Origin of the sequence: Hyphomonas sp. TMED31 (assembly GCF_002172815.1) — a bacterium.
Taxonomy (GTDB): domain Bacteria; phylum Pseudomonadota; class Alphaproteobacteria; order Caulobacterales; family Hyphomonadaceae; genus Hyphomonas; species Hyphomonas atlantica.
Window position 1 is genome coordinate 1 of sequence record NZ_NHCK01000089.1, and the last position, 25,647, is coordinate 25,647.

17 protein-coding genes and 1 pseudogene are annotated in these 25,647 nt (G+C 59.7%); 7 read left to right on the top strand and 11 right to left on the bottom strand.

Going from position 1 to position 25,647, the window contains the following annotated elements; genetic code table 11:
• Positions 1 to 267 precede the first annotated feature (267 nt).
• From CBB91_RS12765 to CBB91_RS12775, 3 genes are all read left to right on the top strand, one after another.
• On the top strand, positions 268 to 954 hold the full coding sequence (locus CBB91_RS12765) for a hypothetical protein (protein WP_273014389.1): 687 nt from the start codon (positions 268 to 270) through the stop codon (positions 952 to 954).
• Positions 955 to 1,140: 186 nt separating this feature from the next.
• Complete coding sequence (locus tag CBB91_RS12770; RefSeq protein ID WP_273014391.1) at positions 1,141 to 2,583, top strand: pilus assembly protein; 1,443 nt, start codon at positions 1,141 to 1,143, stop codon at positions 2,581 to 2,583.
• A gap of 180 nt (positions 2,584 to 2,763) precedes the next feature.
• Positions 2,764 to 4,674 (top strand): PAS domain S-box protein, encoded by a 1,911-nt coding sequence (locus CBB91_RS12775; RefSeq protein WP_345906872.1) that lies wholly within the window; start codon positions 2,764 to 2,766, stop codon positions 4,672 to 4,674.
• Here the strand turns inward: CBB91_RS12775 and CBB91_RS12780 are convergent.
• Positions 4,646 to 5,674: an HWE histidine kinase domain-containing protein gene (locus CBB91_RS12780; protein ID WP_273014394.1), complete on the bottom strand. Its 1,029-nt coding sequence runs from the start codon at positions 5,672 to 5,674 to the stop codon at positions 4,646 to 4,648. The genes CBB91_RS12775 and CBB91_RS12780 overlap by 29 nt on opposite strands.
• A 118-nt stretch (positions 5,675 to 5,792) precedes the next feature.
• Here CBB91_RS12780 and xseA point away from each other — a divergent pair, with 118 nt between their 5' ends.
• From xseA to CBB91_RS12795, 3 genes are all read left to right on the top strand, one after another.
• Positions 5,793 to 7,211 (top strand): exodeoxyribonuclease VII large subunit, encoded by a 1,419-nt coding sequence (gene xseA / locus CBB91_RS12785; protein ID WP_273014396.1) that lies wholly within the window; start codon positions 5,793 to 5,795, stop codon positions 7,209 to 7,211.
• A gap of 342 nt (positions 7,212 to 7,553) precedes the next feature.
• A complete protein-coding gene (locus tag CBB91_RS12790; RefSeq protein ID WP_273014398.1) occupies positions 7,554 to 9,989 on the top strand; it encodes a TonB-dependent receptor in 2,436 nt (811 codons plus the stop codon).
• Positions 9,990 to 10,050: 61 nt separating this feature from the next.
• Positions 10,051 to 11,103 carry a glycerophosphodiester phosphodiesterase family protein gene (locus CBB91_RS12795; protein ID WP_273014400.1) on the top strand — a complete coding sequence of 351 codons (1,053 nt, stop codon included), beginning with the start codon at positions 10,051 to 10,053 and terminating at the stop codon, positions 11,101 to 11,103.
• A gap of 88 nt (positions 11,104 to 11,191) precedes the next feature.
• On the opposite strand, the gene CBB91_RS12800 is transcribed toward CBB91_RS12795, so the two are convergent.
• The 8 genes from CBB91_RS12800 to CBB91_RS12835 form a co-directional block, all read right to left on the bottom strand.
• Positions 11,192 to 11,398, bottom strand: coding sequence for a DUF3126 family protein (locus tag CBB91_RS12800; RefSeq protein WP_273014401.1), 207 nt, complete (start codon positions 11,396 to 11,398; stop codon positions 11,192 to 11,194).
• Between the two features lie 1,864 nt (positions 11,399 to 13,262).
• The gene (locus CBB91_RS12805; protein ID WP_273014403.1) at positions 13,263 to 14,993 is read right to left on the bottom strand and encodes an SUMF1/EgtB/PvdO family nonheme iron enzyme; all 1,731 of its coding nucleotides are present in this window, start codon (positions 14,991 to 14,993) and stop codon (positions 13,263 to 13,265) included.
• Positions 14,994 to 15,109: 116 nt separating this feature from the next.
• Complete coding sequence (locus CBB91_RS12810) at positions 15,110 to 16,906, bottom strand: hypothetical protein (protein WP_345906873.1); 1,797 nt, start codon at positions 16,904 to 16,906, stop codon at positions 15,110 to 15,112.
• Between the two features lie 30 nt (positions 16,907 to 16,936).
• A complete protein-coding gene (locus CBB91_RS12815) occupies positions 16,937 to 18,049 on the bottom strand; it encodes an OmpA family protein (RefSeq protein WP_273014405.1) in 1,113 nt (370 codons plus the stop codon).
• Between the two features lie 237 nt (positions 18,050 to 18,286).
• On the bottom strand, positions 18,287 to 19,099 hold the full coding sequence (cysE, locus tag CBB91_RS12820) for a serine O-acetyltransferase (protein WP_035550192.1): 813 nt from the start codon (positions 19,097 to 19,099) through the stop codon (positions 18,287 to 18,289).
• 70 nt (positions 19,100 to 19,169) lie between these two features.
• Positions 19,170 to 22,289, bottom strand: coding sequence for an efflux RND transporter permease subunit (locus CBB91_RS12825; RefSeq protein ID WP_273014407.1), 3,120 nt, complete (start codon positions 22,287 to 22,289; stop codon positions 19,170 to 19,172).
• A gap of 5 nt (positions 22,290 to 22,294) precedes the next feature.
• On the bottom strand, positions 22,295 to 23,479 hold the full coding sequence (locus tag CBB91_RS12830; RefSeq protein WP_273014409.1) for an efflux RND transporter periplasmic adaptor subunit: 1,185 nt from the start codon (positions 23,477 to 23,479) through the stop codon (positions 22,295 to 22,297).
• Complete coding sequence (locus CBB91_RS12835; RefSeq protein WP_273014411.1) at positions 23,476 to 24,132, bottom strand: TetR/AcrR family transcriptional regulator; 657 nt, start codon at positions 24,130 to 24,132, stop codon at positions 23,476 to 23,478. Before CBB91_RS12835 ends, CBB91_RS12830 begins: the two co-directional genes overlap by 4 nt.
• A gap of 189 nt (positions 24,133 to 24,321) precedes the next feature.
• Between CBB91_RS12835 and CBB91_RS12840 the strand changes: the two genes are divergently transcribed.
• Positions 24,322 to 24,951 carry a nitroreductase gene (locus CBB91_RS12840; protein ID WP_273014412.1) on the top strand — a complete coding sequence of 210 codons (630 nt, stop codon included), beginning with the start codon at positions 24,322 to 24,324 and terminating at the stop codon, positions 24,949 to 24,951.
• Here CBB91_RS12840 and queF read toward each other — a convergent pair.
• Both queF and CBB91_RS12850 read right to left on the bottom strand, forming a co-directional pair.
• The gene (queF, locus tag CBB91_RS12845; RefSeq protein ID WP_035550130.1) at positions 24,948 to 25,415 is read right to left on the bottom strand and encodes a preQ(1) synthase; all 468 of its coding nucleotides are present in this window, start codon (positions 25,413 to 25,415) and stop codon (positions 24,948 to 24,950) included. The two genes, CBB91_RS12840 and queF, sit on opposite strands and share 4 nt — an antisense overlap.
• 1 nt (position 25,416) lies before the next feature.
• Positions 25,417 to 25,647, bottom strand: a pseudogene (locus CBB91_RS12850) (sodium:calcium antiporter); the annotation flags it as partial.

Consider the following 25,647-nt stretch of genomic DNA (forward strand, 5'->3'; position numbering starts at 1 on the left):
CCGATCCGATCAGAAGAATGTTCATGGCCGCGCTCATTGCGCGGGTTGGCCCCCGGAATCAAGCCCTCAGCGGCGCAGACCGCTCACACTGCCCGCCACCGCCGCCTTTGCTGGCAGAGCCAGATGGGGAAAGTGGCAACCCTATCCTCATCCATTTCGTGCACTCAACCTAAAAAATACAAATATTTACAAGGAATTGATACCAGCCCACCTGGCGCGCTCCTGCTGCCAATCCGGCAGGGGTGGGCGCCTGTCAGGGTCAGGGCCATGCAAGCGCGTTGTGACTCCTCCCTATTTGGCCTGATCGAGTTCTGGTGGTCCGTGGCCAGCTATCTCGCTTCGTCGGCGCAGACCGGGCTTGGCCTCTGGCCCATTCCGGCCAAGCCCTTCCTACCCCGCGCAGAGCATGAGCGCCTTGGCGGCCTCATCACCTTCCTGGAAGCCATCTTGCGCCGCCTGCTCTATCTCGAAGCCGAGGATCTGGGGGCCCTTCCAACACACTCGCTCAACGGGCTCATCGCGGTGCCGACGCGCTCCCAACCGCACCAGGATGCCCCGCCCGGCACAGCCCTGGGGGCAGAGCCGCGCTTCAGGCTGATGGAATCGACGCCGCGCAAGGCGGCCAATCCCCCACCGAAACAGTTCCGCACCGGGCCGCGCATACGCTTCCTGGACGAGCCCGCACCGGTTGACCTTCGGGATTATCCCGCGCTGCCGACTGACATTTTGCCTAGCGGAATTCTCATCCGCCGACTGCGGGCGATTAACCATGCACTGGACCATCCGGGCCAATATATAACCTGGATGCGCCGTCTGATCGGTGCGGCCGCGCCCGTCTTGCGCACGGCCTGCCCACCTGTGTTCAGGTCGCGCAGACTGAAGCATCTACAACAGGAAAGCGCCCGTGATCTGCACGCTGTTGCGATGATGGCGCACGCTCCGGACACGTCCTGAACCCGCCTGAAATCCATCCTTTCCGCGCGAAGCCCACCGGCTGTCGCGCCGCCTGTGCTGGTTAACATATCCTTTCCGGGGCCGGATCATTTGGCTGGCATGGTTTTACCGAGAAGTTATCCCGATCTGCGATGGTACGGCGTGAACCTAAAAAGGCCAGGTGAGGCTATCTCAGGGGTGGGAACCATGATTATCCTGAATTTTGCGGCAGCACAGCTCAAAACGTTGCGCCGTCTGAAAGACGAAACCGAAGGCAATGTCGCGATCATTTTCGCGCTGTTGACCATTCCGCTTTTCCTGCTGATGGGATTTGCGATTGACCTTCAACAGGTCAACACCGCGAAGAACCGTGTGCAGTATATTCTCGACAGCGCGGTGATCGCCGGCGCGCGGGAGATGCAGGAGGGCAAGTCAGACACTCAGATCAAGGCCTACATCCTGAACTACTTCGAATCCGCGATGAAGGCCCAGGGCATGGCGACAGATTGCGCTGACCCCGTCTCCACCATTGCCAGCGAATCCCAGGACATTTCCGTTACGGTGCGCTGTGACCAGCCGACCTCGATCATGCAGATCACCGGCACGAAAGAGCTGACNTTTGGCGTCACCTCAGCGTCGACCTATGGTATCGGCAAGGTCGATATCGCCTTTGTGTTCGACGTCTCCGGCTCCATGGGCGGCAGCAAGATGACGGCTCTGAAAGATGCCGCGGAAACGGCAGTTGATGTGCTTATCCCCGTCAAGGATGATGGCACAACCGGCGAAGTTCGCATCGGCATGGCGTCCTATTCCTCAATGGTGGATGCAGGCAGCGACTATTTCCTCAAGGCCACAGGCAAGACACCTATCCGTATCTATACGGAAACTTATACAACTCGCGAGTTCGTCGGCTACGAATATGTCTGCACACGGGAGCGGCGCGATGGCAGTTGCCGCAGATGGGGCTACGAAGCAATCTATGCTGATGTTGAAAAAACAGCCACGAAGACCGTCAACAATACTTGCGTNAAAGAGCGNATTGGAGACGACGCCTTCACGGATGCTGATCCCGGCCCGTATGCNTGGATCGAAGCGGCCGAGGCCTACATCCAGCGCGACCGTGACGGCGACCCATACACTGACTATTACGGAAANCCGTACTGGACGGTGGAAAGCTGCAACCCGATCGGCCCTCAACCGATGACGGCCAATCGCGACAAGCTGTATGACTATATCGATGACCTGAATGCGAGCGGCGGCACNGCCGGTCACCTCGGCATCGCCTGGGGCTGGTATCTGATCGCGCCGGATTGGGATACGGTCTGGCCGGCTGGCTCTGANCCCTACCCGTACGACGAGCCGGACTCNGCCAAGGCCATGATCATCATGACGGATGGTGAGTTCAACCAGGAGTACAACACCTCTGAAGGCGACTCCTTCGACCAGTCCAAGAAGATGTGCGACGGCATCAAGGAACAGGGCATCAAGGTCTATACCGTGGCCTTCAGCGCCCCGCGGGCCGGCCGCGAGATCCTGGCCTATTGCGCCTCCGGGGAGGAGTTCACCTTCACCCCTGACAGCTCCGAAGAGCTGAAGGAAGCCTATACGAAGATCGCCCAGTCGATCTCCGACCTGCGCATCCGCTACTAATCCGCAAATCAGGCAGCGCTCCCCNNGGGGCGCTGCCAATTCCANCATCATATTTTCTCTATTNANATCANNNGCTTGCGCAACAGGCCCGCACAGGCGCGGNACAAGAGCGCCGAAATTGACAGCGCGCACTCGCTCACATTGATCTGAATTGTAGACAGGCCCCGAACTTCCGTCATAATGCAGTTTGAAAACAGCGCGCTCGGCGCTGCACAAACCCTGATCGGGAGCCCCGTCATGAAGCGGGATGTTTTGTCTAGCGCTCCCTCGCCGGTTGCGAACACGCCTGCCTTGTCGGCAGACGANAGTTCCTGGCTTAGCGCCATCATCACGTCGTCCACCGACGCCATCATNTCNAAGACCACAGACGGCATCATCGCCAGCTGGAACCCAGCGGCTGAACGCCTGTTTGGCTATGCGCCGCATGAGGTTATCGGCAAGTCGATCCGCGTGTTGATTCCCGAGGACCGGCAACCGGAAGAAGATGAGATCCTTACCGCGATTCAGGCGAACAAGACGGTCACGAATCTGAGGACAGTCCGCCGACACAAGGACGGCCATGATTTGCACATCATGGTCACCGTCTCCCCCATCCATGATTCAAACGGCAAGATCGTCGGTGCCTCAAAGATCGTGAGGGACCTGTCCGCCGAGCTCGAAAGCCGCGAAAAGCTTGAGCAGAGCGAAACCCAGTTCAAGGCCCTGGCCGACAACATCCCCCAGCTTGCCTGGATGTGCGATCCGGAAGGACAGATCTTCTGGTACAACAAGCGCTGGTATGAATTCACAGGCGCTGATGAATCGACCACGCTGGGGCATGGCTGGAAGTCCGTTCACCATCCCGAACATGAAGCGCGCGCGACCGAGCATTTCCTCAGCTCCCTCAAGANGGGNGAAGTCTGGGAAGATACATTCCCCTTGCGCGGCAAGGATGGAAAGTTCCGCTGGTTCCTTTCCCGCGCCCATCCGATCAGAGGTGATGACGGCAACATCATCATGTGGTTCGGCACCAACACGGATGTGACCGACCAGAAACAGCGCGAGGAGCGTATTCAGCTCCTTCTGGGTGAAGTGAACCACCGCGCCAAGAACATGCTGACCCTGGTTCAGGCAATCGCACGCCAGACGATGGCCAGCGGCGAAAACTTCCTGGACCGCTTCTCAGAGCGCATGCGCTCTCTGGCATCCAGCCAGGATTTGCTGGTCAGTTCCGGCTGGCGCGGCGCGCGCGTGGAAGACATCATGAGCTCCCAGCTCGCCCATCTGGAAGACTTCATNGGCACCCGGATCATCCTGAANGGCCCGCATGTNCGCCTCACCTCGGCGGCGGCNCAATCGCTGGGCATGGCACTGCATGAGCTGGCCACCAATGCCGGCAAGTATGGCGCATTGTCCAATGATACCGGTCAGGTTCACATCACCTGGAACATCCGGACGGATGAGGATGTAAACCGGTTCGAGATCAACTGGATCGAAAGTGGCGGCCCCCCCGTTGAAGCGCCTGAGCGCCGGGGATTTGGCTCAACCGTTATCGAAAAGATGACGCGCATCGCATTCGGCTATCCCGTGAAGCTGGAATTCCCGCCGGANGGCCTGCAATGGCACCTCTTCAGCGTCGATGACCGCGTTTTNGAATCNGACTTCGTGCCAGANCCGTCANAGTCAGAGGCNCCTGATCCGCAATCCGTGNCCCCCGTTTCCGGGACACAGCAATCCCCGAGCGCCCATCGCCGGGTGCTGGTGGTTGAGGATGAGGCGATCATCGCCATCGACATGGCGGCCGCACTGGAAGATGCCGGTTATGCCGTCATCGGGCCGGTTGGCTCTGTGTTCGAGGCAATGCAATTGCTGGATGAGACACCTTGCGACTGCGCCGTGCTGGACATCAATCTGGCAGGGGAAACCTCCGCGCCTGTNGCCGGACGTCTGCTGCAACAGGGCGTTCCGTTTGTGACCGTCTCTGGCAACACGCCGGAAACCANCGGCGCGGAATTCAGTCAGGCACCTTTCCTGTCAAAGCCNATCATCACGAGCAAGCTGCTGACCCAATTGTCCCGCATGCTTACTGAAACGGCTCCGCAAACTCGTTAGCGGCGTCCTCATANGATGANGGCAGCAATTGGGNATGGATCGTCACGATCAGACCGTCATCCGTATATTCACGCTCAACCCGCGTGCGCGGGAACATCTTGAAGATCTGCGTTCCAAANCCTGTCCGNNCAGGTGGCTGAACCGGGCCCACNCCCGTCTCTTTCCAGACGGAAACCANAANATTGTCTTCCAGCTTCCAGCTGAGATGGAGATGNCCGCCGGGCACGGAGAAACANCCAAACTTGCGCGCGTTGGCTGCGAGCTCGTGCGCAATCATCGCGGCATCCTTGCTCGCCTTCACGGTGAGCAGGAAATCTGGGCCATCCAGTGTGAAGCGGCTCGCATTCCGTCCGACGATCGCAATCAGTTCGCTCTCCAGAATGTCCCGCAGCCTGAGACCGCNCCAATTCCGGCGGCTCAGCTCGAAATAGGTCCGGCTCATGGANGCCAGCCGCTCGTTGAAATCCTTGACNTACGTGCCAACGTCGTCTGCGCTTTCGCCTGAAATCCGGGACGTGGCCATGATCACCGCAAACATGTTGCGAATGCGGTGGGCCAGCTCGTTTTCCATATAGTCGTTTTGGCGCTTCAGCTCGACTTGCGTCGTAATGTCTTCCGCCCGCTGGATCATGTGCGTNACATTGCCAGCCTCATCATAGTGAGGGTCCTGAACAGCTTGCCAGACGCGAGTCTCAACGGTGCCATCCGGCATGGTCAGTTCGTAAGGCTGGGCTTCGAGCGTCGTACGTTTGCCGCTGAAGACTTCCCGGAATTTCGCCTCCACCGGNTCCTGGCGGCCCCTCNCATCNGGGAANATGTCGAATATGTACTGNCCCGCNAGNCGCTCCCAGTCAGTTTCTGTNGCGGTCATGTATGCGTCNTTGGCGTAGGCGAAGCGCAGATCCTTGTTCAGAATCATCATGGGCATGGCCCAGGAGTCGGCCACATCCCGAAACAGCTTTTCGCCAAAACTGTCCGGCNTTGAATCGTGACGTGTCATGCGAATGTTTTTACCTCGTACACCCCGAACTTTCATCAAATCTGTTAACAGTGAGTGACCACATCTGCACCCCTGAAGAACACTTGCCCTGCCCGGCATCCCCTATATGACTGTGATCATGCCGTCTGATACGCCCCCCTCCAATGATGCCGCCCTGTCGGTTTCCGACCTCGCCGCCAGCCTGAAGCGCACGGTTGAGACCAATTACGATCATGTGGTCGTCCGCGGCGAATTGGGCCGCGTCACCCTTGCCCGGTCCGGTCACATGTATTGCGATCTGAAAGACGACAAGGCCGTGCTGAATACGGTGATGTGGAAGGGACAGGTCAACCGCCTGCCCTTCAAGCCGGAAGAGGGTCTCGAAGTCATCGCGACGGGCCGTTTATCCATCTATGAGGGCCGATCCAACTACCAGATGATCGCNTCNTCCATGCGCCCGGCAGGCGCTGGCGCACTGATGGCCCTGCTGGAGGAGCGGAAGAANAAGTTCGCCGCCGAAGGCCTGTTCGCNCCCGAGCACAAGAAGAAACTGCCCTACCTGCCCCGCACGATTGGCGTGGTCACCAGCCCGACCGGGGCCGTGATCCGGGATATCCTGCACCGCATCCGCGACCGGTTTCCGGTGCGCGTCATTGTCTGGCCAGCACTGGTTCAGGGTGACAGCGCTGCCGGACANATCACAGCGGGGATCGAAGGCTTCAATGCCATGACCGGCGCTGACCGTCCGGACGTGCTGATCGTCGCGCGGGGNGGNGGCTCGATCGAAGATCTCTGGCCATTCAANGAGGAAAANGTCGTTCGCGCNGCCTTCAACAGCGAGATCCCGCTGATCTCTGCAGTGGGGCATGAGACTGACACAACGCTCATCGATTACGTATCCGACGCTCGCGCGCCGACCCCGACCGGAGCGGCAGAAATTGCTGTGCCTGTTCGCTCTGAATTGCTGCTGATGACGGGAGAGCATGGCGAGCGCCTGAAGCGCGCGCTCGCCCGCCGCACCGGNCAATCACGCGACAAGCTGGCGGCAGCGCGCCTGCCCCGCCCCGAATCCCTGCTGCAGGCCAAGCGCCAGCGGCTCGACTATGCCAGCGCNAGCCTTCCCAAGGCGGCGCTCGCGCTCGTTCAGAANGCCCGCCTNCGGGTCTCCCGGCTGGCGATCAGCCCGGCCAGTCTCAACGCCGAAATCCGGGCCTCGAAACAGCGCCTGCGTGACACAGCCGTCCGCGCGCGCCCGGCGCTCAACCGCCTGATCGAAGCCCGGCGGAACACGCTGGCCGCACAAGGCAAACTGCTGGAAACACTGTCCTATCAGTCAACACTGAAGCGCGGCTATGCCATCGTGCGCGATACCGATGGCAATCTTGTTCGCTCCGCGACGGCCGCCGCCTCCACNCCCAGCTTCAAGGTCAGCTTCGGTGATGGCGATGTCATGGCGCGCCCGGACGGAGCCGCGCCGCCTTCGCCACCGCCTGCGCCGCCAGTTCCAAAAGCGGCGAAGCCAGCGAAGCCGAAGACCGATCAGGGCTCCCTNTTCTAGACAGAATCGNGGGCCGGGCTNNCNGGACCTCCCCCTACGGAACGTCCATCAAGNCACNTCCAACAAAGTGCTCGCTATTTAATCAGTGCTGCACATACGAAAAAATAGTGATATTTCGACACCCGAGCGAATGTCTGATTTTGTTCATCCGCACACCTTTCCGCAGTATCAAAAAGTGTACCTTCAATAAGGTTTTGTGATGATTTCGCCCAAAGCTTGTGCGTCGTACAAAACTGAAACCTTCTCGAACTTTCTGTTGTAAAACTTTGATTTGAGCCGGTTTGAGCCGCTGAGTAGGCAGCGCCCGACTGCGCACAGTGCGCCTAGTTAACGGGTCAAATCATGAAACACTCTTATCTTACCGCGACGGCAATTGCCGCTCTTGGTCTCTCCGGACAATTGTCCGCTCACGCACAGGAANCCAGCGCCGAAAAGGCTCGTCACCTGGAAGTCGTCACCGTGACGACACAGAAGCAACAACAGGCGCTCATCGACGTTCCAATCAACGTGTCTGTGGCAGACCAAGCCCTGATCGACCTGCTCGCGGCGGATGATTTCGAAGACCTTGGCAACTTCGTTCCCGGCCTGCAGGTGCAGGCCCAAAGCCTCAACGCGCCGAGCTANTCCCTGCGCGGTGTGGTGTCGGATGGTGGTACGCCCCGCGTGGCCATGTTCCAGAATGGTGTGGCGATCGGCAATGTGGGGTTTGCCACCAATCTCGCCATCTATGACATGGAGCGGGTTGAGGTTGTCAAAGGCCCCCAAGCTACTCTGTTCGGCCAGGGCGCGCTGGTTGGCGGCGTGAACTTCATCCAGAACCGCGCCTCCCTGTCCGGCAATTCCGGCAAAGCCTCCATCGAAGGCGGTGACTACAGCTTCGTCCGCGCGGAAGGCCACTACAACTACGTCATCAATGACACGCTCGCCCTGCGCGTTGCGGGTCAGCTGAAGAACATGGACGGCTATGTGCCGAACACCGCCAACTCTCCGGACCTGATGGGACAGGACACGCTTGCCCTGCGCACCGCCCTTCACTGGGAGCCGAGCCCGCAGCTGCGCGCNGACCTGTTCGTCAACTATCAGGACGATGATTCCACCGGCACCCAGTTCACGTCCGGCTTCTTCGAGGTAAACGGGAAGGTCGATCCATACGGCGCAACGGCCATGAACGTGAATGATGATCAGGTCCGCAGCAAGCTCGGCAATGATCGTGAGCTGTTCTATGTCACCGCCAACGTCGAATACGACCTCAACGATGACTGGTCGCTGACCTCCCTCACCGACTATCGCAACCTGTTCTCGAATGAAGCGTGGGACTCTGATGGTGTCGAGTTCAACCTGCTTCAATTCTATCAGGGCCGCCAGGCCAATACGTTCAGCCAGGAATTGCGCCTGAACTATGATGCCGGTGGNAANCTGTCGGCCTTNTTCGGCGGAAACTATTTCACTGTGAACGGCAAGGATGAGCTGCGCTTCTCCACGGATGAAGCTTACGCTCAATCCCTGTTTGCACCGAGCCTCGCAGGTGCCGCTGGCCTGACCGTTGAGCAGGTNCAGGGCGCGCTGACACTNNCCGGTATNCCGGGCGGTGCAAACTTCGGCAGCTTNGATNCGCCTCTTCAGTACTCNGCTCTGGCAGCCCTGCTGCAAGGCGCGCTGGTACCGCTTTACGGTGAGCATCTGGAACAGCAAATCTCCACCGACGAACGCGACACATATGACCTGTTCGGCGATGTGACCTATCAGCTGACAGATCGCCTCGAACTGACAGGTGGCCTTCGCTACACCAAGGAAGANCTGGCGGCGAGCTCCGTTGCAGCTGTCCTCAAGAGCAACCCGTATCTCGGCGGCCTCAATGGTGTGACCCTGGCGCCTTCCCTGCTGCTGAGCGCTGATCGCCTCAACAACAAGGCTACCGGATCAGAAGAAACGGATGGTGCGTTCACATGGCGCCTGAATGCCGCCTATCGCGTATCTGACAATGTGAACACCTGGGTCGCCTACGGCCGGGGCCGTCGCCCGGAAGTGCTCTCNGCTTCNGGTGCAAGCTATGATGTCATCGACGCGGAAACGCTGGACAATGTCGAGGCCGGTGTGTTCGCCCGTCTCTGGGATAATCGCGTCCAGATGACCAGCTCGGTCTACTATGGTGAGTACAAGGACTTCCAAACCACGCGCTTTGACCCGATCAACGGCGTCTTCATCACCGAGAACTCCGGTAACGCCACCCAGTATGGCTTCGAATTCGATGGTCAGGCCCTGGTCACCGACAATATCCGCCTGCTCGGCACATATGCCTACACGCATTCGGAATATGATGACGAAGACGACAACGGAAACCCGCTCCAGTTCGCTGGNAACAGCTTCCGTATCAGCCCGGAGCACAGCTTCTCGCTTGCGGCTGACATCACGATCCCGGCCGGCGAACGCGGCGATTTCTCGATCGTGCCGAGCTATGTCTGGAAAGATCATCACTATTTCGAAGATGACAATGGCTACAATTATGCCGCTGATGGAAATGGTGGATTCACCCGTGTTCGTGAAGCCTATCCGGACGGCACCTTTGTCGAGGAAGAACAGGACGCATATGGCATCGCCAACCTCCGCATCGGCTTCGACAGCGCAGACGATCAGTGGGGCGTCTACTTCCTGGGCGAAAACATCTTCGATGAGGAATACCTGATCGACGTGGGCAACACGGGCGGTGCCTTTGGCCTGCATACCATCATCCGCGGCAAGCCGCAGATGCTGAAAGCCGGTGCCTATATCAAGTTCTAGGCTGACTACANACCGGGGCGGGCCCGTGCTCGCCCCGATCCTCCAGACAGGACTATGAACCATGAAGAAATATTTCCTCCTCGGCGGCCTGTTGCTGGCCGCCTGCAATCCGGCGGCTGAAACGATTGCGCCTATGGATGCCCCGGCTGAAGCGCCAGCAGAAGCAGCTCCGGCCGACGCAAGCGACACCGAAACCNCGCTAAAGACCCTCACGGGCGAGCCGCCTGTCATCATCGCCCATCGCGGCGCAAGCGGCCTTTATCCCGAGCACACGCTGAAAGCCTATCAGGTCGCCATCGATCAGGGGGCTGACTTCATCGAACCGGATCTGGTGATGACCAAGGATGGCGTTCTCGTTGCCAACCATGATGGCTACCTGTCCGACACGACAAACATTGCCGATCATGAAGAATTCGCCGATCGCAAAAGCGTGCGTAAAACGCCTCTGGGCGACAAGGAAGACTGGTGGTCTGACGATTTCACCCTCGCTGAGCTGAAGACGCTGAATGCCATCCAGCGCGTTGAAGGCCGCCCGCAAGACTATAACGACCAGTTCCGGATNGCGACGTTTGACGAGATCATCGACCTGGTTGAAGAGAATGCCGCGCAAGGCCGGAAGGTCGGCCTGCACATCGAGGCCAAATGGCCNTCCAATTTCTCNGCGGCCGGGCTCGACATGGTCGATCCGATCCTGAACACGATTGAAGAGCGCGGCCTCGTCGAAGCGGGCATTCCGATCTTCATCCAGTGCTTTGAGCCGGACTTCCTCGCCAAGGTCGCCGCTAAGAGCGACCTGACACTCGTACAGAACCTCGTCGGCCCGCCCTACGCGGCCCTGCTCGGCCTGGACATGAANCTGGAAGACATTCCGACAGCAGGCGTCGGCGCTCACAAGGCGATGATCCTGACCCCTGAAGGCGGGACGACAGACTTCGTNGAACGNGCCCACGCCCTCGGCAAGATCGTGCATGTCTACACGGTGCGCGATGATGAACCGGCAGAAGGATTNGCATCAGCTGAAGAGGAGTTGAAAGTCCTCATCGAAGCTGGTGTCGACGGCATCTGGACCGACTATCCCGAAACCGCCGTGATTGTTCGCAAGGATTACGANTAGCACGACAGCGCTTTCAAAAAGCGAAAGGCCGNCNCTCCANAANGGANCGNCGGCCTTTTTCATNCCCGCCTGTCGAGGCGAGANCNGNTTANCTGATGTCTTCCGACAGNACNGTCATCTGGAACTGGTAGGACGTTTCGCCCTCGTCCACATCCTTGTAGACCACGGCCAGGAATTCGGCGCCGAGATAGCACTCAACGGAATCATCGGTCTTGTCACGCGCAACCAGGCGAAGGCCCGGGTGCAGTTTTTCCTTGAGATAGGCTTCAAGGCGCAGCGTTTCTTCGCGCTCCATGGGTCGGGCTCCTCTTGGGTCTTTGTGTTCGCGGCGAACCTAGAGATTTTGCTTGGCGTTGCAACCGCAAAGCCTGCAAATCAGCTGCGCTCGGCCTCCAGAACGCAATGCGCCGACAGGGATTCCACAGTTTCCTCAAAACGCGCCGGCAGCAGGCGTTGCAATTCCGGCTTGTCGATCTGGTCGCAATCCATCAGCGACAACACCATCGCNGTTTCGTCCTGAATCGTTTCCATATAATCCAGCGCATCCTGGCTCGCCCCGGCCTGGCGCAGCGCCGCTTCATTCTCGCGGGCGGCGATGTGGCGAACCGTCAAATTCCAGGCGAGCGGNAGAATATCATCAATCCGTTGCGTGTGTTCCAGCGCGGTGGGCCAGTCTTCGTCCAGTATGTGAATGAANCCGATATTCTCTTCCGTATAGGCGACGCCCACCTGCGTTGCGCCGCGTTCAGCGCGGATGCGGGCNGCAATGCGCAGCTCTGACAAGGCCTCCTGCAACGCCTCTTCGTAGAGGCGCCCTTCCGGCAGTTCGCGCTGCGCCGCCAGCGCGACCAGTGTTGTGCCGACGCCATGATGCGCCATCTGTTCCTGTTCCAGNGTGATGTCTTCGGAATCCGCCCCAATCAGATGTGCCGCCTCGCTGAAAGCGCGATAGGCCAGCAAGGCGTCGCCGCGCTTGCGCAGACACTGGCCCTTCCAGATCAGCAGCATCGGCGCGTCAAGATCGCGCGCCGTCGCCTGGTTTACATAGTCCACCACGGTGGAGCATCCCTGGCTCCAGACCAGTGACGCCTCATCTGCTGCGCGGTACTCCAGCATGGCCAGCCCCGCAGCGCCCATTGCCTGATCCGACAGGGCCTCTGCATCCATCAAACGTTCAAACGCAGCGCGTACATTTGCGGAGTCCACTTCTCCGCCCCAATCATCCANAGCGGCCTGCAGCAACTGGTGCTCCTCATCCCTCAGCAGGCGGACATCCCCCTCATCCGCACGGAGCACCATGCTGACCACTTGCGAGGTAACCTCGTTCATCGTCTTGCCGAGCACGTGGCTGCGCGCAATGTTCACAGCGCGATCTTTGTAAGCAGCGATCTGGCGCGCCGATCCGGCCTGTTGCAATTCTCTTGAAAGCTCGGCCTGCCTGCGCGCCGACTCATTTTCCTCGCGGATTGCGACGAGTTGAGCCTGTGTCGACTCGCGCTGTCGACTGGCTTCTCCTGCGACGATGCGGAGATTGATCTCGTTCAACCGCGCCTGATGGGCGTACTCCGATTTCAGCCCCTGAAGCGCGACATAGAAATAGATTACGCTGCCCACAGCAATCACCGCTGCCGTGACGAGCAAGACCGCCAGGGCACGGATCAGGAAGCGGAAAGCCTTCTGCTCTCCCTGCAACTCGCGCAGCAGGTCAAGCGAAGTAACCGGCGAGGTTCCGGATTCTGATTGCAGGCTCATGCCCGGCTCCTTTCAGAGAGGATTGGCGTTTCGGCGCCATCCCAGACGGTTTCACCAAAGACGGGTTCCAGCAACAGACGCAAACCGGTGTCCTCGTCACCTTCGCGAATGAAGGCCTCCGCCACGAGCAGCTTGATCCGCATCTGCCGCTTTCGCCAGATGCGCAGCGCTGCGCCAATGGCGGTCGCGACGAAGAAATTTGACGCGCCAATCATGCGCTCCGGATTATCTGCGAATACGTCCGCGCCGAAGGGCAAAGGGTATTTGCCAAGNAGGGTCGACAGGAAGACGCTGAACGACACGACCGCCATGAAGATCGCCCCGGTCAGCAAGTGACGGTCCAATCTGGCTTCTGCCTTGAGCTCGGACCGGTGATGGCTAATCAGGGGGCTGATGGTCTTCATCGGTTAATCCCTGTCCCGTGCGACCCGGAATCCAATCCCGTCATCGCGGCCCGTATCCGGAAATGCATCACGGATTGCGGACCGAACATAGGANGGCACCTTCTCCCAACTGCCGCCCCGGACTGCACGGGAGCGACAGCCACGCTCATCATAGACCGTCGCCTCACCAAACCGGCCAAGATAGCTGCGCACGCTACANTCAGCGGTCCATTCGGCGACATTGCCGTGCATCTCATGCAGGCCGAAGGCATTCGGCGGATAATAGCCAACCGGCATGGGCCGGCGGGGCCAGACGCCTTTCGGACCGTCATTGTAGATCCGCCCGGCATTGAAGTTCGCCTGCTGGTCCGTCAGCGTATCGCCGGTGTTGAAAGCAGTCGTGGTGCCTGCGCGCGCGGCATACTCCCATTCTGCTTCGCTCAGCAGGCGATAGGGCTCCCCATCGACGCGAGTATTCAGCCAATCGANATAGGCCATTGCCTCAACCCAGGTGATGTTGATCACNGGCANNCCCGGCTGTTGCCATTGGTCACTGCGGGTCTCATTCGCGGCTTCGTTTCCAACGCAGCCGCCGCCTTCGACACAGGCGGTCAGATNGGCCCAGCTGATCTCAGTTGCGGACGCGGCAAAGGGCTTGATCGTGGCGCGCCATTGNGGGCCCTCATTANCCTTGCGTTCTTTCTCGGTTGCCGGGGAGCCCATCATGAANTCTCCGCCCGGAATGGCGACCATTTCCGGACAGTCTGTGCAATCGCGAAACTTGCGTTCGGNNATGGCNCCACCGGCATCAGCCGCGGNAAAGGCCGCNCCGCGCAGCAAGGTGGANACGCTGGTGAAGCCGGGCGCGGCATTCACGGCGTTTGGCACCTCGGCCATGTCACNGGCGCTACGGGCGGCTGAGCCACGTGCCCCATGAGCCGGCAACTGCGCGCTGNTATTGGTTGGCACGGGCTGNGGCGCCGGGCCGCCATCACAGCCCGCGAAGCAGAAATCNGCACCTGTCAGACCGGAATTGTAAAAGGGTGTCTGCAACCCATTGGTCGACTGGTTTACCCGATCTGCCACNCGCTTGAAGACTTGTTCGGCAATCAGATTCTGCTGGCCAATCGTCTGTGACAGCGCCATCGCAAAGGTCGAGTTCTCGCCCTCGCCATCATAGGCGACATAGCCCGGCGCGGTGGAGTATGAAATCAACAGGCCGCGCGCCGGCTTCACCTCGGCCAGCCCGCCTGCTGCACTGCGCGTTGCGCTTGGCAATGGATTGTCGCGGCAAGCGTCCAGAATGACGAAATTCACCGCATTCCCGGCATGCTCCACATAGCGCAACGCGTCGCCGAGGCGCGGGGCCTGTCGCCAGATGTCCTGCTCCGAACGGGCGTTTGCATCCACTGGCACCAGATAGTTCAGGCCCTGCGACTGAACCCCGTGCCCAGCGTAATAGATCAGACCAACAGAATCGGAGCCGCCCGCCTTGAGACGCGCGCCGTGATCGGCAAAGGCCCGTTCCATCTGGTCTTCCGTGCCATCTATGACCAGGTCTACCGTAAAGCCGACCTTGCCGAGTGTTTCGGCCATCAGGCGTGCATCCCGCGCCGGATTGGGCAGTTGCCAACCGGTCTGCTGATAGCTGGAATTGCCAATCACGAGCGCGTAGCGCGGTGCTTGTTGACTTTCCGCCAATGCGACGGGCGCCAGGATAAGGCATAGAAAGGCTGCAATTACGGTCCGAAGCATTGCGGGCGTCCCCTTCCGCTGGTTGCTCAATGCGTCCCCCGAGCACAGCATTAACTAACCCCAATTCCCGGCACGAGAAAAGGGGGCAAGCCTGCCCTTCAGCTGTGAAGCCTGAATCAGCCGCTTTGCGGGCGGTTTGCTGTTTCGGGGAGCAGCGCGAGAACCTTGGCCTGTCCGACCCAGTCATCGCGCAGGATACGGCCCTTGAAATGTTCCAGCTTGTCATCGACCCACTGGATCTCGTCAGGGCCCCATTCCGAAATCTGCCAGAAATAATAAACGCCGATCTCATTCAGCAATTCAGCCAGCATCGGACCAATACCGTTCACGCGCTCAAGATCGTCTTCCTCCCCAAAGGCCGCTTCGACCAGCAAATTGGCCTGGTCATCCGGGCGCATGGCCTGACGAACAGGGTCCTGGCCGCGAATGATCTCGATCTTGTGGACGGTCGTGGTCGTCTCCGGTTGTGGGGCCGGAGGCGGCGGCGGAGGTGGTGGTGGTGGCGGGGGAGACGCCGGAGTTTCCGTTGTCGTTGTGGTTTGCGTGAATTGCGCCTGGGATAGCGGAACGCGCTGAGAATAATCAATATCTGTGCGCGAATAGGCGGTTTCCTGAAGCGTACGCACCATGTGATGCATCGCCGCCATACCGTACTCGATTGAAGTCAGCCGGTCTTCGACCGCCGCCATATTGAGGCGCGCCTCCATCTTGCGGAGCGAGTTCGTGATTGCCGACATGTCGGGATCCTGAAGCCCGACCACCATCTCCTGCAGCGTGGCCAGACGGCGCTCAAGCGAGGATGTGTCGGATGTGGACTGAATGTCGACGCGCATCGTTGCCAGCGCGGAATCGAGTGTCGCAAGGCGTGCCTGCAGCGGTGACAGGTCCACAGGTCCACGATCCATACTGGCGACATGGGCCTCAAGTGCAGCGAGCTTCGAATGGAGGGCGGCCGTACCGCCTTCCAGATCGGCCAGCTTGTTATGCGTAACGCGGACATGATCCGGCGAAGTCTTCAGGTCGCGTTCGATCTGACGCAAGGTTTCCGTGACCGGGCCGAGATCCACGTCCGGCACAGTGATCTGGCTGATCGCGGTTTCAAGCTTGGCGAGGCGGTCGCGCAGGCTGTCCACATCCGGCACACGCAGCGAGGCAAGAGACGAAGACAGTGTTTGCAGACGGATGGTCATGCTCTCATTGTCAGCCTTGCGCTGGGCATCCAGCCGCTCGGCGAACTCTGCGAGGCGGGCTTCCATCTGGCCAAAATCCCCGCGGATCGGATCAAGATCCGTAACCGGCACATCAAGATTCTCGAGTGCAAGTTCAAGGCGNGCAAGGCCGCTATGGATTGGGCCGAGATCAACTTCAGGAATCTCCGGAAATGCTGGTATCTCAGGCATTTGTGGCATCGCCGGTGGCTCTGTATTGACCAGCACGTTTACACTGTCTTCGATGCGCGACAGCCGGGCTTCCAGACTGTCCAGATCTGTATTCTTCAACTGGCCCACAGCCATGTCGAGATCAGCGAGCCGCGAGATAACCGGGTCAAAGCTTGAGCCGCTATCGGCNAGGCGGGTTTCAATCGCCTCCAAACGCGCATTCACGGGTGAAATGTCTGGCGTCGGAATGTTTCTCAGACGATCACCCAGACTGTTGATATTGGCGTGGAATTCATCCCGCGTGACCGGCGAAGGCATGGCAGAGAGCCGCTCCTCGATCGCGGCGAAGTGTGCCAGCAAATCGTCACGCGTCACGCCGGCACGCAATTCCGACATGGCGCTATTTTCCATCAGCTCTTCATAGGACTCGGTGACGTCCTCGTAGCGATTGCGCATCCACCAATAAACCAGAGCTGCCCCCGCCAGCGCGGCAAGCAGCATGAGCAGCAAGATCTGGATGAGAAGAAACCACATGATGTTTACTTTCAGGCTAGCTGGTGGAATTCATTCCGAGACACGGATNACCCGTATCTCGATGCGTCTGTTCTGGGCGCGACCTGCCGCAGTGGAGTTTGGCGCAACCGGGCTGGCATCGCCATACCCCGTTGCGACTAGTCGGCCAGATGGCACGCCCCGCGCGATCAGTGCATTGCGCACCGCTTCGGCGCGCGCCTGACTGAGCTGACGGTTGGTTTCCGGCAGACCGGTGCTGTCTGTATAGCCAGCGATGCGCAGAGATCCCGGGCATGCGCGCACGGCTTCGGCGACATCATCCAGCAGGCCAGCGCTTGATGCGCCGATCACCGCGCTGGATGACTGGAATTCAATGCGCGCATCGCCCAGCAATTCTTCAAGTGAACTTTCACAGGAGCTGACCGCTTCGCGTGAGATGACATTGATCGCCCCGACCTCCCCTAAGGGGATCGGCTCCAGGGCAAGCTTGCGTGTGGCGGCGGCTTCGGCGCCCGGAAGCTCGCAATCAAGCGAAAACCGGTTCGTGGTAAACGCAGACACACCGCGGTCGCACTTCGACACCGTGTTTAGGCCGCGCATGGCGACTTCCAGGAAACCATCGGCGACAGGCTCATTATTNATCGACAGACTGTCCTGAATGGAAATTACGCGCGGNGGGTCTATTTTCGTGCGAGCGGCTGCGACGACTTCCTGACGAATTTCCGTGTTCGGCATATCGCCATCAAGTGTCAGCACACCATCNGCCACACGAAACGACCAATCCGTATTGGGGCCAACGGCACCTTCACCCAGAAGGCTCCAGTCGAAATTTTCTCGAATGCGCGTGACCGGCCTAGCCGATCCGAACAAGGCTGGTGCGCGCGCTTTCCTCACTGCGTCGACGGCAGCGTCCGCGGCTTCACGGCTGGGAGGACGCCCTTCGAGCGTGATCCACTGGCCAGAGACACGAGACCGGGCCCAGCTGGCATCAGCCTCAACCAGCGCCTGCGACGCGGTCCGCTGGGCGGTTGCCTGCACCACACCAAACGCAAAAGGCCAGATCGCGAACAAAAGGAGGAGCCCCAGAGCGGCCAAAGGAACCACAGCGTAGGGCACAAACGGCAAACGTTCTGCCTCAGCGCGCCGCACCTTGCGCGTGCGCATGAACCGGCCTGCAGTGCTGCTACTGTCGGTCAACCGGCCACCCTCTGTTCACGCGCCAAAAACACCCCTCCCGAAACCGGGTCGTGGGTCAAATATTAAACGAAACAAAGGGCCGCAACAACATTCCGATCCCGAAATGAAACGTTGCTGGAGACAATATTGCTGTCAATTACTGCAAAAACTCAGCTGTCGCGCGATTTGTATTCAGGCCGGTCAACTGACACGCGAACGGCGGACTTACTTGCCCATATCGTCGGGAATCGTCTGATCCATGGTTTCTGCCGGATGGCAGCAGGACGGACCGCTGACAATTCGCGCTGGAACGCCTGCCACAGTGCACTTCGCTGGCACGTCTTTCAGCACCACACTCCCCGCTGCGACCTTGGCCTCGTCACCGATATGGATGTTGCCAAGAACCTTCGCCCCAACGGACAGAAGTACGCCCTTGCCGATCTTCGGATGGCGGTCACCCACTTCCTTGCCGGTTCCGCCGAGCGTGACACCGTGCAGCAATGAACACCCGTCGCCAACAATCGCCGTTTCACCAATCGTGATGCCCGACGCATGGTCCAGCATGACAGCCGTCCCTATGCGGGCGGCTGGGTGGATGTCCACGCCGAACAATTCAGAAGCGCGGCTCTGGAAATGGAAGGACAGCGTTTCACGCCCTTCACGCCAGAGCGAATGAGCAACGCGATAGGTCTGAAGGGCAAGGAAACCCTTGAAGTACAGGAAAGGCTGCAACATGCCGCGGCAGGCAGGGTCGCGCTCAAGGACCGCTTGCAGGTCGTCTTCAGCGGCCTCGACCAATGCATGGTTGGAATCATAGGTATCGCTGAGAATCTGGCGCACCTGCTGTGTGCTCATGACCGGGCTTTTCAGCTTTTCAGCGAGATGGAAGGAAAGCGCCTGACACAGGGTTGAGTGCGCCAGGATGGCAGAGTTCAGATAGCTCGCCAGAGCAGGCTCGTCAGCAGCCGCAGCGCGGGCTTCGAAGCGAAGGCGATTCCAGGCTGGTGCGGGTGCACCGATATCCGGATTGTCTGGCATATCTCTTCCTTCCAATGCCTGTCTTTCCGACATGGGCCACTTTTGCCCAAGTGCAAGTCTTTGACCTGCCCTATTCGGCGGGTATTTCCTGACGGTTAAAGATCCGGCGAAACGTTTTTTGCACAGGTTTCATGGTCGTGATGCGGAATACGGCCGGCGTGAAATACAGCGCCAGAAGCGCGGATCCACTGACCCCGCCGGAGATTCCCGCTGCCAGAGGCATCCAGAAGGAATCCCCCGTCAGCAGGATCGGCACAAAGCCCCCCATTGTCGTCAATGTCGTCGCCACAATATGGCGCGTCGCATCCACGACAACTTCACGTTGGGCAATCACGTCATCCGCCATTGCAGCCGGATTCGCCCTGAGCAACGACAGAACGACGATAGAGCCGTTGATCGCAATGCCGAACAGGCCAAGGCCGCCGATGATGGCATTGAAGCCGAATGGCAGATTGAATAACCACACCCCAAAGAAGGCATAGCCAAGCGAGAGAAATCCTGACGCCAGCACCAGCAGCATCATGCGGAACGAATTGAACACCAGCATGATCGCCCCGGCCATCACCATGACAAGTGGGACACCGACGGCGGCGAGATTTCCAACAGCGTCGCTGGAATTCTCTGCTTCGCCCCCAATCACGACCTCATATCCAGCGGGAACATGAAACCCGGTTTCCTCAAACCGCGCCTGATAGTCCGCAAGCACAGGTGCTGGCAGTGTGTATGGATCCAGATAGGCGAGAATCTGGTTCATGCGCTGGCCATTGCGGCGCGTGATCACCGCGGTTTCGGGCACAAGCGTCACCTCGCCCAGGGCAGAAATCGGCGTACCAGAACCAGTGCCGACTGTGGCTGATCGCAAGTCCGTCATCCCAGACCTGCGCGACATTGGCGCAATCACTTTTACCGGCAACTCTTCAGTCCCCTCCAGCACAGAGCCAGCCCGCACGCCTTCGAGTTCCGCGCTCAGGTCTGCGGCGATATCGGTCAGGCGTTCACCAGCGAGAGCCGATGCGGCTTCGTCAGCCTGCAGGCGCATCGTGGGCGCGCCCAATTCCAATGACGCGACCGTGTAGGTGATACCGGGTGTTTGTCCGAGAACGTTGCGAATTTCGTCGCCAATCATGTCCAGCGTATCAAAATCATTCCCCATGACGCGCAACTCGATCGGTGCGTCAGCGGGCGGGCCCTGCTCGAATGGCAGCGCCAGGAAGCGCGCGCTTGGAAACTCCTCCCGCACCATGCGCTGGACTTCGCCGACTATCTCATGCGTGCGCTCATTTGAATCGAGCTGCACCCAACCTGTCGCAAAGCCTTCAACGCCTTCCGTATTGTTGAGAACATTATAGTAGACACGCGGCGAAGGCTGGCCGAGCACCCAGGTTACATCTTCAACACCCTCAATGGCACTGATCATGTCGGTGGCGCGATGAACCACATCGACGGTGTCATGAATGTCTGCCTCGGCCGACAATTGGAACGTCACCTGAAACTGGTCGCGCTCCGTTTGCGGAAAGAATTGGGATGGCAACTGCCCGACGAGCCAGAAACCGAATATGGCCGGGGCCACACCAATCGCGATGCCCAGCAACGGGAAGCGCAAAATGGCCTCGATGGAGGCGCGGTAGCCATCCGAAATATAGTCATTCATCACGCCATCCCGCCACCAGCGGCGCGGGCGTTTTGCGTGGCCAGTCTCCCAGCCGCGCTTGCGGTCGAACCAGCCGGCCATCGCCGGGATCACGGTAATGGAGATGAGGAAAGATGCGGAGATCGCGAACACAACCGACAGGCCGATCATGCCAACAAACTCGCCTGCGCCGCCCGGCAACAGGGCGATGGGCGCAAAGGCAAGCGCTGTGGTCAATGTCGACGCTGCAAGCGGTGCGGCAAGGTGACCCAGACTTTCCCGAATAGCCTCGAAACGGTTCTTGCCCTTGGCGCGCAATTGGTCGAACTCGTCGACCACAACGATGGCGTTATCGATCAACAAGCCAAGTGAGATGACGAGCCCCGTCACAGACATCTGGTGGAGCGGGTGGCCGAAAACGCTGAACAGGATCAGTACCAGGCTGACCGTAAGCGGAATGGCCATGCCAACAACGATGGCGGACCGCCACCCCATCGTCACGAACAGGACGAGCACAACGATAAAGGCCGAGAACAACAGGCTTTGCGCCAGGCCGTTCAGGCGATCATTTGTGTAGAGACTCTGATCAAATACAGTCTCTACTTTCAGCCCCGGTGGCGCTGACGCCGCGAATTCATCGGCGATAGCGCGGGCGCTTTCTGCCCATTTGTCCACGCGCTGTCCAGGCGAGATATAAACGCCGACTAGCACAGTCCGAAGATTGTTTTCATAGGCCTGCTTGGTGGACGGATCAGCATACCCCTTCTCCACCCGTGCGACATCCGCCACGCGGACGGCCGAGCCGTCAGGCCGCTGCAGAAGCGGCACCTGGCGCACGCGCGAGATGCCATCAAACTCACCGCCGACCTCGAGGCCGATTGTGCCACCCTGCCCGCGTAGGCGACCAGCTGGTGTTTTGCTATCGGCCGACGCGATAAGGCCCGCGGCCTCACGGAAAGACAGCCCCGCTGCCGACAATGCCTGCGGATCGACGACCACACGAACTTCTTCTTCTGGCAAACCGTAGGTTTCCGTTTCCTCGGTGCCGCCAAGGCGTTGGAATTTGTCTTCGAGGTCCAGTACAAGGCGGCGCATGACAGTAAGGGGAGGCTCTCCCTCGCCTGTCCAGGTCAGACCGACGACCAACGTCGCAGCGCCCACATACAGTCTTTCAACCTCAGGCGATCCGACGCCAGATGGGAATTGGGCCTGCGCCTCTTCCACTTGCCCCCGGATCAGCGTCCAGGTGTCATCGACCTCGCCTTCAGTCAGGTCTTCCCGGATCTCGATCCGCACCTGTGAAAAACCCGCGCGGCTGGTGGATGTCACGTCTTCAATCTCGGCCAACTCCATGAGAGCCGCTTCGACAGGTTCCGTGACGAGCGCCTCAACCCGTTCAGCGTCCGCGCCGGGATATGGCGTCAGCACAAAGCCATAGCGCTCGATCAGGGTCGGGTCTTCCTGACGCCCCAGCGTCAGCATCGCGCCAAGCCCACCGATCAGGACAACCAGGATCGCGAGTATGGCAAGGCGCGGCAGTTTGAAGAAAAGCGTCGACATGAGACTTAGCCACCATTCACGGCAGCAGCACGGTGCACGTCGCGCGGCTCAACCGGCAAGCCCGGCACGATGCGCTGCAAGCCATCGGTTATGACTCGCTCGCCCGCTTCGACAGCGCCACGAACAAAGGCGCGATCACCATCCGTATGCACCATTTCTACCGGACGGGTGGCGACCTTCCAGCCCGACCCGCTCGGCTCCGCTACATAGATCGACCATAGTCCGCGCGACGCGGTAGACAAAGATTTGACCGGCACCCAGAAGCCCGGCTCATCAATGTCTCTCTGCATCGTCAGGCGCACAACAGTTCCTGACGCAACCTGCCCCTTGTTCTCGATTTCAAAAACGGCTGCGACAGTGCGCTGCGCCGGATCGATCACGCCGGTGACACTGCGCAAAATGGCCTCGACTGTTCCAACATCGGTCTTGAGATCATAGGTCTCTCCAGGTGTCAGGCGGGCGGCGCTGTTGGCAGGCAGTCCGATGCGAGCTTCCAGATGCCCCGCCTCGACCAGGTCCAGCACAGGCTGGCCAGCGCCGGCGATGGTACCCTCGTCCGCCATGCGGGAAGTCACCACGCCATCGAAAGGTGCTGTGATGCGAGACAGATCTATCTGCACGCGGTAAATGTCTGCCTGCGCCTTGGCTGCTTCAACACGNGCGAGCGCCGTATCTGCCTGCGCCTCAGCTTCNTCCACCGCTTGCTGGGAAACATGCCCCTGCATCTTCAGTTTGCGTTGGCGCTCGACCGTACTCATGGCAAGCGAATGCGCCGCGCGCGCCTCTTCGACCACGGCATTTGCCGAAACCAGTTGCGCACGCAGGCCGCGCGTATCCAAACTGGCNAGGATGCTGCCGCGCTGGACACGGTCGCCAACATCCACNGCAATCGATTCAATCCGACCACCNGTCGAGAAGCCAAGCGCGCTGTTNCGTCTGGCTTCGGCNAGACCGGAATAGGCCTCGTTCAATGTGAAGGCCGTGACCAATTCGACCGGCGCGACCTGAACGGTCATCGGTNTAGGAGCAGCCNTGGCAATCTTCGGCCCTTCTTCGCTNCGCAGGCGCGTCGCCGCGAGCACAAGACCGACGCAGACCACCACCAGGATCAGCATGAAGATCAGCCCCTTGATGGCTGTCGGTCGCTTGTCGCGCGACACATCTCCGATATGCGGGTTTGTCTCTGTCATGATGCTTGTCCTGAGAGGTCGCCGTTTTCACTCGCGACTGCGGGTTTCAGCAGGCTGCGGATCTGCAGGCTTGCGTGGAATTCTATGAAATCAGTTGCCGACATGGGCGTTTCGTCCGGCACGAGTTGATGGAACTTTGGAACGTGGATCAATAATTGCGCAAGTCCATGCGACCCGGCCCAAAGAGACTTCGCCGCGATGACCGGGTGCAGCGCCGGGTCGAACACGCCAAGTTCCTGCCCTTCGCGCACCATGCTGATCAGCACACCGAAAGCCTGCCCTTTCTGCGACGCCACAAACCCGTCCCACGACAGAATTCCGGCACCATTTTCAGGCAGATCATTCTGAATGCTGGAAAATGCGGCCGCATAGTGGAAAGGGCGTGTCACCGCGGTTTCGACATATGTTGCGACACACGCTTTTGCACGCTCGAGAAACGGACGGTCNGCGCTGGAACTGTTGTCGACCTTTTCCAGGAGCCGCTCGAAGAACGCNTCCTTCAACTCATCAATGAGTTCTTCCTTGGACCCGAAATATTTGTAGATCGCAGAGGGCGAATAATCGATNTCGTCCGCCAAACGGCGGATCGACAAACCTTCCTCCCCCTCCTTGGCAAACACGCGCTCGGCGGCNGAGATGATGGACTCCCGCACGCGCGACCGNCGACGGTCGGCTGGNGTCTCTTCNGGGGCGTCATCTGTCTGCATTTGACCCAATCTTCGTGCAAAGNGTTCAGAAAGTGAACACTGTTCACTCTTGTACGCTTTTCGGGGCCCAAGCTCAAGACGGCAATTGTTAACAGGCGGCTTTAAGTGGGCCTCACGCGAGCCTATGTTGCCGCCATGACAAAGCGATTCCCCCCCGCCCCCGCCATCGGAACCCCAATGCTGGCAACACGCCCAAGCGCGGAGGCGCGGCAATTGCTGGCCCGGCGACGTTCGGCGGGAAANCATTTCATCTCCGAACCCGGCCCAACGCCAGACGCGCTGGANGAGTTGCTGGAGATCGCCGCTCGCGTACCGGATCACCGCAAGCTGACGCCCTGGCGTTTCATCGTGTTCGAAGGCGACGCGCGGGCCGACTTTGGCCAGGAACTGGCGCGCATTCGGGGCGAGACCCTGGAAGATGCAGAGTCACAGGATTTGATGGAGGCCGCAGGTCTGTTCCTGCGCGCGCCAACCGTGGTGGCCGTCATTTCCTCACCAAAGGAAGATGGGCGTACCCCAATTTGGGAACAGGAATTGTCCGCTGGGGCCGTGTGCTACAATTTGCTGCTCGCCGCCAATGCCAGCGGCTGGGCGGGCGCCTGGCTCAGCGAATGGCCAGCCTTNGACNAGCAGGTCGCCGAANCACTCGGCCTCACTGGNAAAGAGCGCGTCGCCGGGTTTATCTATCTCGGCACATCAAAGATCGACCCACCCGAACGTGGACGCGCCTGCATGGCGGATATCGTCACGCGCTGGTCGCGCTAGCCCCGACCGCGATAAGAAGCGACGCCGGTGTCGGGCACATAGAGCCCGGCTGGCACCTCGCCGGACTGCCAGAACACATCAATCGGAATGCCGCCGCGCGGATACCAGTATCCGGATATGCGCAGCCACTTCGCCTCGGTGAAGTCAAAAATCTTCTTGCCGATAGACACCGTGCATTCCTCGTGAAACGCGCCGTGATTGCGGAAGCTGGTCAGGTAGAGCTTGAGGCTCTTGGATTCGACCAGCCAATCACCCGGCGCGTAGTCGATGACAAGGTGCGCGAAATCGGGCTGGCCCGTCACCGGACACAGGGACGTGAATTCCGGCGCAACAAAGCGCGTGAGATAGAGCGTGTCGGCATGCGGATTTGCCACCCGCTCGAGCTCTGCTGTCTCGGGGCTTTGCGGTTGGTCGGTTTGCTGGCCGAGTTGGCCCAGCCCCTGATAGATCGGATTGTCAGCCATATTAAAGGATCGCCGGTACGGGAATGAGATTGAAGGTCAGCCCCATATAGAGCGCATATGCGAAAAGGAGAACCGCTCCCTCCCAGCGCGCAACCAGCTTGCCGGAAATCGCAAAGACCACCATCAGCGCGACAGACAGAAGCAGAGCTGCAATATCGCCAACACTGATCAGGCTGTGGCTGAAGCCGGACGACATCGCATCTGCCGTTACGTCGCCGGTCGGTACGCCGCG

Coding starts and splice junctions, on each gene's coding strand:
- CBB91_RS12765 (WP_273014389.1), top strand. CDS start 268: ATGCAAGCGCGTTGTGACTCCTCCCTATTTGGCCTGATCGAGTTCTGG.
- cysE (WP_035550192.1), bottom strand. CDS start 19,099: ATGCCAGACAATCCGGATATCGGTGCACCCGCACCAGCCTGGAATCGC.
- CBB91_RS12825 (WP_273014407.1), bottom strand. CDS start 22,289: ATGTCGACGCTTTTCTTCAAACTGCCGCGCCTTGCCATACTCGCGATC.
- queF (WP_035550130.1), bottom strand. CDS start 25,415: ATGGCTGACAATCCGATCTATCAGGGGCTGGGCCAACTCGGCCAGCAA.